Here is a 10577-nt window from a genome sequence, read left to right on the forward strand (position 1 = left end):
CCCCTCGTGTTCGAGCGTAAGTTTGAACTGTTCGATCGACATTCTCGCTATGCCGAAGGTTACGACGTCGCCGTGCGCGTGTGCCGTCGTGAGGCGGACGGCGGAGCCGGCGCGAGCCGAGTATTCAGACTGGCGCTGACGGTAGCAATCCCGGACTTCGGTGCCGGGCGGAGAGCGGCGTGGGAACGCGGCGAAGACATTATCGACGGAAAGATCGACGGCGCGAACGTTAGCGATCTTTAGTTCTCTAGCATGCCACGCGGCACCTGGTTTGATTGCTCACTGCCGGATCGCGTTTATCGCTCAGCGTAGGACGAAGGGAAACTGTCTCCGTTGTGCCGGGAATTCTGTCAACTACGGGCGCCCAGCCCGTCGACCCGGGAAATGCGTCAATTGTTCAGGTACTTACCGCCGAAGGAATTGTGTCACCTCTCGCGAGTGCCGACGACGCGGTTCACATCCGGGAGTCTTTGGATGAGGCGAGGCTTCCGGCGCATCCGCACCTAAAGCAATCGGTGAGCCGATACGGGAGCGTTGCGGCTCGTCCCGAGCTCAGGCTCACCCCAGACAACACTCAAGATAGCGGCGTGTGAACGCTTGGCGGAGCTTTTGAACAAGACGAAAAGCAAAGACGATTAGTTGCGTTGCGTCGAAAGGGACCGCTGCCTCCGGTCGGCTGTGACATGCGCGCGTTGATGCACACACCGCGACTGCGCATAATGACGGGGCCGATCGCGAGCTACGTTTTGGCAGCCGGCCAGCGCTTGTGATGTCGGGACTGTATGGCCGTCGAAGATCCCGCGTGGGCGCGATCACCCGCTCCTGCAACCGCGTAAGCGCCAAGACCTGACGCGGCCGCAGACCCGGGAAGGCATCTCACGCGAGCCGGAGCACCGCGTGGCTAATCACCACGCACGCCGTCGCGATGACCGCGAGCCAGCTTAACGCCCGAAGCGACCGGTGCGCCGAAAGATCCCCCGACCGCTCCGCGTTTCGAGCTCAACAGAACAAGCAGGACGAGTACCGGCGTGACGGTCAGCCCGTTGACGACCGCGCTCCAATAGAGAGCTTTGGCCGGCTCGGCGTGACTTGCAGCCAGCGCCGTCGTGATCGCCATGCCGGCCGCCATGATCGCCGCGAGCAACCCGGCGATCCGCCGGTCGCGCCGCTCGCCGCGCTCCCAGTGAATTGAACTTGCCACGGCCTTCGCTGCCGAACCCGCCAGCAGCGGCAGCGCAAGCGAGGCCGAGCCGAACTGCGCCAGAGCCAAAACGTGGCGTGCATAGCCATGGGCAAGCGGCTCCAGCACAACGGCCATCGGCGAGGTGTCGGCCGCAAACGTGCCGGGAAGGAGATGCAGTTGTCGCCGCGGCAGCAATCATCACGCAGATCGAGACCGCATTGGAAAGCGCGGTCCTCAACAGCGTGTCGCGACGCACGAGGCTCATCTTGTTGTTCAATGCATTCCCGCGCGCCGTGCCCTCTTCCGCGGCTTGAGCTTCCTGCTCTGCCTGCGCGAACAACAGGTACGGACTGACGGTCGTGCCGAGCACGGCGATCAGCATCGTCATGTAGCCTTCGTCCCAGACCACGCGCGGAACGAACGAGCGGATCGCGATCGTCTGCCACGGCACGTCGACGACGAGGATGACGCCGACATACGCGAACATCGCGAGAGTCAGCCACTTGAGCACCCGGGCATAACGCGCAAAAAGGGAACGCACCAGTGCAGCGCGAGCGACGCGCCGCCCGACGCGAATGTGAGCCACGCGAGCGAACCGCCGCAAAACACGCGCAACGCAACGCCCATCGCGAGTACATCGACGGCGATATTGAACGTATTGGCGAGCAGAAACCGCCCGACGGCAAAGTAGAAGAACAGCGGCGAATAGTGCGCGCGCATGTTCACTGTCAGTCCGCGGCCTGTAATCGCGGCCACTCGACTCGCGATCAGTTGCAGCGCGACGGTCGACGGATAAGTGAGGACACACACCCACAGCATGTCGAACCCATACCATGCGCCGGCGAGCGTATAAGTCGCTAGGCCGCTCGGGTCGTTGCCCGACGCGGTCGTGACGAGCCCTGGGCCAAAGTCCGCCGCCCACGAATGCGCGGGTCGGGCGCTGCCCTGCGCCTTGCTATCTGGCTTGTTATGAAGAAAGCGCATCGGGCGATTCAGCGATTGATAAGCCGCTCTCGCACAAAACAGGGGCTTTCTCGGCGCCGCTGGTCTGCCCGTCTCTCCCGGTTCCGCGCTCCATCGGCCAATCTAAGGGTCGCAGTTGCACCTACGAACCGGCACATGACTTTTCTGCGCATATCGCTGTTGTTCGCCGTCGCGTCGCTGCTGCTTGGCGGCTGTGCGACACGGCCCGTCAATCCACCAATCATTCAATACGTCCCGACCGAAGGGCCTCTGTTCGAAAAGCTACACCAGAATCGAGGGGATCAGCTAGACCTTGTCATTTTGGCGTTCTCCGGCGGAGGTACTCGTGCGGCCGCGCTCTCCTATGGGGTACTTGAAACACTGCCGCGTATCCAAGTTGTCAGCGCGTCGGGCAAACAAATCCGTCTGCTCGACGAGTTCGATGTGATCACTGGCGTCTCGGATGGCAGTTTCACCGCACTGGCATATGGATTGTATGGCGAGAAATTGTTCGACATGTACGAGAAGAGCTTCCTCAAGCGCGACGTGCAGGGCGAGCTGATCGCGCGAAATCTGAACCCCTTAAACTCGCGTGCCTTATCTTCAACAGGCTGGGGGCGTTCGGAACTTGCCGCACAACTGTATGACGAAATACTATTCAACGGCGCCACGTTCGACGACCTCGATCGCGCGGGTGGGCCAGCCATCGCGGTAGGCGCGACGGAGCTTTCTACTGGATCACGGGTGGTTTTCCTGCAGCAGAATTTCGACGTCATGTGTGCAGAGCTTGGCCCGTTCAAGCTTTCGCGCGCCGCTGCGGCGTCCTCTGCCGTGCCTGTTGCACTGTCGCCTATCACGATTAATAACTACGGTGGAAGCTGCGGATACCACAAACCCCAGTGGATTCGGCAGTTAACGGACACTTACAAGCCGCCGAGACCGGCCGGGCGCCTGCTAAAGCGCCTACAAGAACTGCGGGAACTCGACGATGCCGAGGAAGACCGGTACTTTCATCTTGTAGATGGTGCCGTTGCCGACAACCTCGGCCTGCGAGGCGTTCTGGACATTCTCGAGACGTTCGAGGCGTTGCGACTGGCAGGCCAACCAACGCCTCTCGATCATGTGCGCAGAATCATCATCTTCGTGGTCAATTCGGTGTCCACGCCGCCAACGAACTGGAACACTTCGGAAAATCCACCCGGCACGCTCGCCATCCTGAGCAAGACGGGGGTGCCAATGGACCGCTATTCCAGTGAATCGGTGGAACTGCTGAAGGACATTGACGTTGGGCAAGAATAAAGATCCGAAGCTGGCCAACCTCATGAGCGTGCACGATGCTGACATCTACGTCGTCCACGTGGCGTTCGAAGATTTGAAGGATAAAGCCGAGCGCAACTACTTCAATCAATTGCCGACATCGTTTGTGCTCCCCGCCGAGGCGGTTGACCGGCTGCGCGGTATTGCGGGCACGATCATCTTGGTGTCACCTGACTTTCAGCAGCTAGTGAAAAAAGCAGGCGCCCGCATTGTGGATCTCTCGACTAGCACGTCTTCAGTGGATTGCGCGGAAAGCGCTTCCGCCGAAAGCCGAGCACTTTCGATTCGATCCGTTGCGACACGCCGGAAATCACCTTGAGTGTTCTCGCCGACTCCAGTTGATCCGAATGCCGAGTTTTCGATGAACCGCCCCGTGTCGTCCCCATCCTCGAATGTGCGGCATTTGCGAGCTTGCCGCCCGGATGATCGACGCGTCGGCGACCGGTTCATGAGCGCAATATGGGCGATCCGCGTGTGTGTGCAGCTCGCGTGCCACGTTCGGGATCCGGCAATGTTGAATCTGGCATCGACAGCGAGCTTCGCGCTGGCGATTTGACGAAGCTGCGTTCGCGGGACGTGTTCCGCGGTACAGTGGACGGCAAGTGTCGTGAGAATCTCCTTTCAATTCAAGGGATATCCAGTTCGCACCTGGCGTCAACGGGCGCTACCGGGCCCATTGCCGCCGGCCATGCAGTCGCGCCACAGAGGCCCCATCGACCACAATCCTTCTAGGCCGTGGGCAGCCTTTGAAATGTAGGCATCTCAATTGCGACTTTGTTTGTGCGCTAGGGAGCGCCCGAGCGATAGGTCCGCGCTGTTCGGCGCTACGCTAAATATCGCTGACGGACGGGCTGCGAGGGATGTAAATTTTCCCGAAATCTTGCGGCCAGCTAGGCAATCCTTATTTAGTCAGTGTCTGCGACGCCCGTAGTGTACGTTCGATGAATTGATCCTTCACAATTTCGATTCGTTCGCAAAACTGCCAAGAAACGCGGTCAATTAAATCTCGACATGACAAGCAACAAAGCGCCTGAGCCTTCGCTTGACCCGCCCGATGAGCCTCGATCTGTCATGCCGTCGCTGGAGTTTCCGATCGTCGGCGTCGGTGCATCGGCCGGCGGAATTCAAGCGCTGACGCGCCTATTCGAGCAAATGCCAAACGACGCGGGCATGGCCTTTGTAATCGTACTTCACCTATCGCCCAAGCATGAGAGCCAGGCCGACGCCGTCCTCCAGAGAATCACTAGAATGCCGGTCGTGCAAGTCCTGCAACCGACCCACATCGAAAAGAATCATATCTATCTCATCTCGCCGGCCAACGACCTGTCGATGAATGATGGCTACCTCAGGGTGACATCTTCCAATCGCGAAGCAGGACGACCAGTGGCGATTGACCTGTTCTTTCGCAGCCTCGCCGAAGTACACCGCACCCGTGCGATTAGCGTAATTCTGTCGGGCTTTGGCAGCGACGGTACGATCGGGATAGGTCGGATTAAGGAGCATGGCGGCGTCACGATCGCGCAAAGTCCCGAGGACGCCGAATGCGATGAGATGCCCCGCAATGCCATCGCGACGGGCCTGGTCGACATTGCGCTGCCGGTCGCTGAGATCCCGCAGAAACTTATTGAATTACGCGACAACGCGCGAGCAATTCAGTTGCCTCCCGCCGGCGAAGATCGCCCTCTAGTGGCGCCGTCGGCGGACGGTAATGCAGCGGTAGTTACGGCGTCGCCCGCGGAAGACGCACTGCAGAAAATCCTTTCTACGCTGCGCGCCCGCACAGCACACGATTTTCGGCACTACAAGCGTGCAACGGTTTTGCGACGCATTGAACGTCGGTTGCAAGTCAACTCGCTTCGGGACTTACCCTCGTATCAGCGGTTTCTCGACGCTCATCCGGAAGAGTCCGCCGCATTGCTTAAGGACATGTTGATCGGTGTGACGAATTTTTTTCGCGATCGGGACGCTTTTGAGGCCCTTGAGCGCGAAATTGTGCCGCGCATCTGCCAGGACAAGTCCGATGACGAGTTCATCCGCGTCTGGGCCGCGGGATGCTCGACCGGCGAAGAAGCGTATTCGCTCGCCATGCTGCTCAATGAATGTGTAGTGGAAGCCGATAAAGGCTGCGATATTCAAGTGTTCGCCACAGACATCGATGAGAGTGCCATCGAGATGGCGCGCACGGGCAGTTACCCGGCGCCAATTGTGACCGACGTTCCGCCTGCACGGCTTGGAAAGTTTTTTACGCTCACAAACGGGCGCTATCGCATCAACAAATCCTTACGCGAACAGGTTCTTTTTGCCGCGCACAACCTTCTGCGTGATCCGCCCTTTTCTAAACTGGATTTGGTGTCATGCCGCAACCTGCTGATCTACCTGGACCGTACAGTACAGCGACAAGTTTTGCAGACATTTCACTTCGCGCTGCAACCGGGCGGTTTCCTTTTTCTGGGTAGTTCCGAATCGGCTGAGATTGCCGATGACCTTTTCGCCTCCATTGACAAGAAGAACCGGATTTATCGCGCGAAGGAGTCTGCGAGCGCGCGACCTGCCCCGATGTTGCCGATCGTCGGCCCACTGGCGCAGCGGACTCACTTCAGCACCGTAAAACCAGAGATCGGCCGCAGGAACTCTTCGTTTGCCGAAATGCACCGAAGCGCGATGCAGCACTATGCGCCGCCGAGCGTGCTGATTGATCGAGACGGGGAAATCCTGCATATGTCCGAGGATATTGGCCGGTTCCTTCGATATGTCGGTGGCGAACCGTCTCACAACCTGCTCACCCTGATCAATCTGGAGTTGCGAGTAGAGCTCCAAACCGCGCTCTCTCAGGCGCTGCGACATGGCAAAAGCGTCGACGCGGAACGCGTGAGATTTGCACGCGGCACCGCTTTGTCCTTCGTCAATATGACCGTCCGCCCGTTCCACGATGCCGCCGGTGGGGACGTCCTCGCAGTGTTCTTCGATGAGGCGGAGGAGACGACGTTGCCCGAAGCCTCAGCAGCCGCTCCGACTGACGAGAGTCCCGTCGTGGCTCACCTCGAGGCCGAAGTGCGGCGGCTGCGGGAGTTATTGCGATCAACCGTCGAGCATTCTAACGTCTCGAGCGAGGAGCTAAAGGCGTCCAATGAGGAGTTGCAGGCGATCAACGAAGAAATGCGTTCAGCGACCGAGGAGCTCGAAACTAGCAAGGAAGAACTGCAATCAGTCAACGAAGAGATCTCGACGGTCAACAGCGCATTGCAAGCAAAAGTAGAAGAGACGGCGAAAGCCAATGATGACCTTCAAAACTTGATCGCCTCCACCGGCATCTCGACCATCTTTGTTGATCGTTCGATGCGAATTAAACGCTATACGCCCGCTGCCGTGGGACTGTTCAACTTAATCGAGACGGATATCGGTCGCCCCCTGCTCGATTTGACGCACCGTTTGAACTATCCCGAGCTCGCCGCAGATGCAAGAAGCGCATTCGAGGACCTGAAGACAGTGGAGCGGGAAGTTAGCACCATCGACGGCAATTGGTTCCTCGCTCGTGTACTGCCATATCGAACCTTAGATGATCGCATCGACGGTGCCGTGCTCACGCTGATCGGCATCACCGAAAGACGCCGGGCCGAGGCAGCGGCCCGATCGAGTGAAGAGCGTCTGAAGCTTGCTGCGTTGACTACCGACGACTATGCAATCATTGTGCAAGATGTGGACGGCACGATCCTCGGTTGGAACCGAGGAGCGCATCGCATGTTTGGCTTTGAAGAACATGAGGTTGTGGGCAAGCCGATCGATCTCATATTCGTCCCAGAAGATCGGCCGAGCGCACCGCTCGCCGAACGAGAAACGGCCAAGAGGGAAGGTCGCGCCGAGGACGAGCGCTGGCATCTCAGAAAGGATGGGAGAAAGATCTATTGCAGCGGCGTCATGACGTGGATCGACACGGTCGCCTTTAAGGGTCTCGCGAAAATAGCGCGCGATTTAACCGACCGTAAGAGCGTGGAAAGTCAGCAGCAACTCCAGTTAGCGCTCGAGCGGGCCATTCGGGCTCAGGCGGAAACGGTGAACCGCCAAAAGGATGAATTTTTTGCGGTGCTGTCGCACGAGCTAAAAAATCCGCTTAATCTAATTCACGTCAAGGCTGAGTTGCTGAGCCGCTCACCCGAAGTGAAAGATATTGCGCTGGTTCAGGATGCGGCGGACGCGATTCAACGTTCGGTCCTTGGGCAATCCAAAATCATAGACGACCTGTTGGATCTGTCGCGGGTGCGCACGGGCAAGTTGGCGTTGCATTTCTCGCCAGTCGATCTTGCATCCGTTGTTCGCGCGATCGTCGAAGCGAGTGAGGCGGAAGCAGCGAACAAGCAAATTCGAATGTTAGTGTCGGGCGTTGACGCGCCATTGGCGATTCAGGCCGATCCGGTACGACTGGAACAGATGATTTGGAACGTGGTGCGCAATGCCTTGAAGTTCACGCCGCACGGCGGACGCGTGAATCTGTCGCTCAGGCACGATAATCGATACGTCTGCGTCGAAGTATGCGATACGGGACAAGGCATCGCGCCTGATTTTCTGCCAAAAGTCTTCGATATGTTCAGTCAAGCGGATGGCGGCGGCCGACGTGATCGCGGCGGATTGGGCATCGGCTTATCCCTCACCAAGCAACTAGCTGAAATGCATGGCGGGCGCATTGAGGGCACGTCGGCCGGATTGGGACAAGGATCTTGTTTTCGACTATGGCTGCCGCACCTTCCTCCATCCTCATCTGAATTGCCCGGCGGTAAAACCGCTGATCCCAGCATTCTGAAGGGGTTGCGCGTACTACTCGTCGACGATTCGCTGGAAAGCCTCGAAGGGTTCCGGACTTTGCTTGAATTAGAAGGGGCTCAGGTCAGAGCGGAATCGAGTCCCGAAGCAGCTCTCCAGGCCGCGAGCGAAACCGAGTTCGATCTCATTCTGTCGGATATCGGCATGCCAACGATGAGCGGGTACGAATTGATTGCGAAACTGCGTGAGTTGCCGGCGTGTAAGGCGGTTCCGGCGATCGCTTTAACCGGTTTCGGGCGCGAACAAGACGCCGCCGAGGCATTGCGCGCGGGGTTCGATGCACATTTGGGTAAGCCAGTGTCGCTGAACGCGCTACTCGTGGCTATCGGCGGAAACCTGGGGAAAAATTAACGGATGTTAGGTCGATGCACGAAGCGTTTCTGAAGTCGATCTGGCGCGAAACTGCTACAAACTACACGGTTCGGCGCGGAGCTCCATTTTGAGAAGACCGTTGCGGCTCAATTTCTGATCCACTTTCAGAACCAGGCCGTCGCTTCTCCGGCTTCCTGATAACGTCGTAACCATTTGCGAAGTGTCGGTCTCGAGATACCACACCGTGCGCATACGAGACCGGCGTTGCCAGTCTCGTGATACATCAATACCCATCGTAATCGTGTCGCAATCTCACGGTCCATCGCTTCATTCTAGTTGAAACGATGTCTATGAATCACACAGTTGATCCTTTGCGCGTCTGCTGCGTTAGCGGGGCCAGCTCGAGCGGAACGCGACCCTCGTCCAGCTGCCCCAGTTACTGACGAACGAAACTGTGGCACCGCTGTAATCGCCCCTAATCAAGTTTTCGGCACATCTGCTGCACAGGATTTCTGTTAGAACAGCAACGCCGCGGGCGCCCATCTCCTGCAGGATCTGTAAAATCGAGGCCTCATCTAGCGCAAGCCTCGCAACCCGGTTCGCGCCATTCGCTTGCAGATGTCCGACAGCAACCGGCTCCTCAGTGCACAGTTCCTCATTGTCGCAGTCGTGGTGGTCCGCTCTGACTAGCGCATGACACGAATCAGGCACAAAGCCGAGCCGCCGCCATTCCCCTGCAATCGCGCACGATAATGTCAGTGGGGGCACTGGCCCCCGCTTGGTCGTCGAGGCTTCGCGCATGATCCAACCAATAAGTCCTAGGACCTGCGTTCGCGGACCGGCCTCGTCGATTCGGACAGGAGTCGTTTTTTCCATTAACTTAAGCCCATCGTCTGTGGCTGCCAATCAGTTCATGATCGGTGCAAGCGCCTCGCTAATCCGTAGCGCTTGCGCAGGTGTAGTCATTGCCTTGAGCGTTGCGCCAAACCTCGGAATCTGAACACCCGAGACGATGTATTGGAAGCGATACGCAGCGAGGACGGTTTTCATCACGGATTCGATTTCGACAGGCGTCTTCGGTCGATGGCAGAGTTCAATAAAGTAGCGGGTATCGGCCGCTGCCTGAGCTTGCAAGATGTCATCTACCGCACGGACCAAGGCGATCAGGTCGTCAACGGCCGCGTCGCGCGCTTGCGAAGAGATTTTCGCGTTCTCACGCACCCATTCGAGTTCGTCCAGAATCGCGTGTTGTGACTCCTCTTTCCAGTGAAACAAGAACACCTCCTTGAATAGCGGTGAAAGCTCGCTGTCCGGTTCGATGCTGGCCCGGTAGTGCTCCTGCGTGAACAGTTCAATGAGGCAGGTCAGCGCGAGCACGGCCCATGTCGACTTTGCGAGTACAAACGATGCAACATCATCAGGCCGTAGGTCGAACGTGTACCCCGCGGGCATCCCGGCCCCAATCATGGTCTCAATGCGACGAAACAACTCCTGATGCTTTAGCTCTTCGTCCGTGAACCGAACCAGCGCCTCGAGTGCGATCTGGTCACCAAGCCAGTGGTCGCGGCAAACATCGAGCATCTTGGCGCCGATGAAGCGCTCAACAAGCCCGAAGATGTTGGCATACGATCTCCCTTGAATCTGCGACAGCAGCCGGCGCTCGATGGCGCTTAGAAACGACAGCCGATCGACGAATGACAGGCTGTCAGGCAGGAACTTTTTTGTGAAGTCGAATTCTCGACTACGAATTACGTCCCGATCGATGTCCCAGCGAATGCGCTTCGAGACCTCCACGCACTTTGCGTAGCGACGGGAATCGACATACGGCTGCAAGACTGGCTGCTGCATAACGGCATCCGTAGGACCCTGCACATGTTGCGCAAGCTTAGCATCGGTCGTAGGAACGGCATTCCCCGGCGGGCAGTTCAACTTCCCCTACTTATGGGCGCGTAAATTCCCCCACCCCGTGAAGCAGGACGAGATCGTT

Annotated in this window: 7 protein-coding genes and 2 pseudogenes; 4 read left to right on the plus strand and 5 right to left on the minus strand. The window is 58.2% G+C overall.

Features of this window, described 5'->3' with window-relative positions; translation table 11 throughout:
• Positions 1–243, plus strand: a 243-nt coding sequence (locus AWB74_RS42435) for a hypothetical protein (protein ID WP_143749482.1), incomplete at its 5' end; no start/stop codon positions are given.
• A gap of 658 nt (positions 244–901) precedes the next feature.
• On the opposite strand, the gene AWB74_RS48325 is transcribed toward AWB74_RS42435, so the two are convergent.
• The 3 genes and pseudogenes from AWB74_RS48325 to AWB74_RS48335 all read right to left on the minus strand — a co-directional run bounded on the left by AWB74_RS48325 (position 902) and on the right by AWB74_RS48335 (position 2167).
• Entirely contained in the window at positions 902–1318 is a 417-nt protein-coding gene (locus tag AWB74_RS48325) for a divalent metal cation transporter (RefSeq protein WP_268811245.1), read from the minus strand.
• Between the two features lie 91 nt (positions 1319–1409).
• Positions 1410–1670: pseudogene (locus tag AWB74_RS48330) on the minus strand (divalent metal cation transporter); the annotation flags it as partial.
• An 8-nt stretch (positions 1671–1678) separates the two neighbouring features.
• Complete coding sequence (locus AWB74_RS48335) at positions 1679–2167, minus strand: divalent metal cation transporter (protein WP_268811246.1); 489 nt, start codon at positions 2165–2167, stop codon at positions 1679–1681.
• 135 nt (positions 2168–2302) lie between these two features.
• Between AWB74_RS48335 and AWB74_RS42445 the strand changes: the two genes are divergently transcribed.
• The 3 genes from AWB74_RS42445 (at position 2303) to AWB74_RS42450 (ending at position 8629) form a co-directional block, all read left to right on the plus strand.
• A complete protein-coding gene (locus AWB74_RS42445) occupies positions 2303–3445 on the plus strand; it encodes a patatin-like phospholipase family protein (protein ID WP_235024922.1) in 1143 nt (380 codons plus the stop codon).
• Positions 3432–3782 carry a hypothetical protein gene (locus tag AWB74_RS47980; protein WP_235024923.1) on the plus strand — a complete coding sequence of 117 codons (351 nt, stop codon included), beginning with the start codon at positions 3432–3434 and terminating at the stop codon, positions 3780–3782. The genes AWB74_RS42445 and AWB74_RS47980 overlap by 14 nt, the downstream gene beginning before the upstream one ends.
• Positions 3783–4534: 752 nt before the next feature.
• Entirely contained in the window at positions 4535–8629 is a 4095-nt protein-coding gene (locus tag AWB74_RS42450; RefSeq protein ID WP_087039548.1) for a CheR family methyltransferase, read from the plus strand.
• Between the two features lie 143 nt (positions 8630–8772).
• On the opposite strand, the pseudogene AWB74_RS42455 reads toward AWB74_RS42450, so the two are convergent.
• Positions 8773–8913 (minus strand): annotated as a pseudogene (locus tag AWB74_RS42455) (helix-turn-helix domain-containing protein); the annotation flags it as partial.
• A 583-nt stretch (positions 8914–9496) separates the two neighbouring features.
• Complete coding sequence (locus tag AWB74_RS42465) at positions 9497–10438, minus strand: hypothetical protein (RefSeq protein ID WP_096032047.1); 942 nt, start codon at positions 10436–10438, stop codon at positions 9497–9499.
• Positions 10439–10577 lie beyond the last annotated feature (139 nt).

Source organism: Caballeronia arvi, from assembly GCF_001544695.2.
Lineage (GTDB): Bacteria > Pseudomonadota > Gammaproteobacteria > Burkholderiales > Burkholderiaceae > Caballeronia > Caballeronia arvi.

Coding starts and splice junctions, on each gene's coding strand:
- AWB74_RS48325 (WP_268811245.1), bottom strand. CDS start 1,318: ATGGCCGTTGTGCTGGAGCCGCTTGCCCATGGCTATGCACGCCACGTT.
- AWB74_RS48335 (WP_268811246.1), bottom strand. CDS start 2,167: ATGCGCTTTCTTCATAACAAGCCAGATAGCAAGGCGCAGGGCAGCGCC.
- AWB74_RS42445 (WP_235024922.1), top strand. CDS start 2,303: ATGACTTTTCTGCGCATATCGCTGTTGTTCGCCGTCGCGTCGCTGCTG.
- AWB74_RS42450 (WP_087039548.1), top strand. CDS start 4,535: ATGCCGTCGCTGGAGTTTCCGATCGTCGGCGTCGGTGCATCGGCCGGC.
- AWB74_RS42465 (WP_096032047.1), bottom strand. CDS start 10,438: ATGCAGCAGCCAGTCTTGCAGCCGTATGTCGATTCCCGTCGCTACGCA.